Source organism: Pseudomonas sp. GW458-11-26-14-LB4 (assembly GCF_059423925.1).
The window spans coordinates 1-551 of the sequence record NZ_JBWKYU010000045.1; the positions used below are offsets into that span (position 1 = coordinate 1).

A 551-nucleotide genomic window follows, 5' to 3' on the forward strand; every position below is an offset into this window, starting at 1 on the left:
GAGCGTGCTATCGACAAGCCTTTCCTGATGCCAATCGAAGACGTGTTCTCGATCTCGGGTCGCGGTACTGTTGTGACCGGTCGTATCGAGCGCGGTATCGTTCGCGTTCAAGACGCCCTGGAAATCGTTGGTCTGCGTGACACCACCACCACCACCTGCACCGGTGTTGAGATGTTCCGCAAGCTGCTGGACGAAGGTCGTGCTGGCGAGAACTGCGGCGTTCTGCTGCGTGGCACCAAGCGTGACGACGTTGAGCGTGGTCAGGTTCTGGTTAAGCCGGGTTCGGTTAAGCCGCACACCAAGTTCACCGCAGAAGTTTACGTTCTGAGCAAGGAAGAAGGCGGCCGTCACACTCCGTTCTTCAAAGGCTACCGTCCACAGTTCTACTTCCGTACTACTGACGTGACCGGTAACTGCGAGCTGCCAGAAGGCGTTGAAATGGTAATGCCAGGTGACAACATTCAGATGACTGTTACCCTGATCAAAACCATCGCGATGGAAGACGGCCTGCGTTTCGCAATCCGTGAAGGCGGCCGTACCGTTGGTGCTGG

Annotated in this window: 1 protein-coding gene; it reads left to right on the forward strand. The window is 56.6% G+C overall.

All coding sequences use genetic code 11. From position 1 onward, the window contains the following. A partial coding sequence (locus tag AC07XZ_RS29080) for an EF-Tu C-terminal domain-related protein (protein ID WP_494990252.1) occupies nucleotides 1-551 on the forward strand: 551 nt, incomplete at both ends.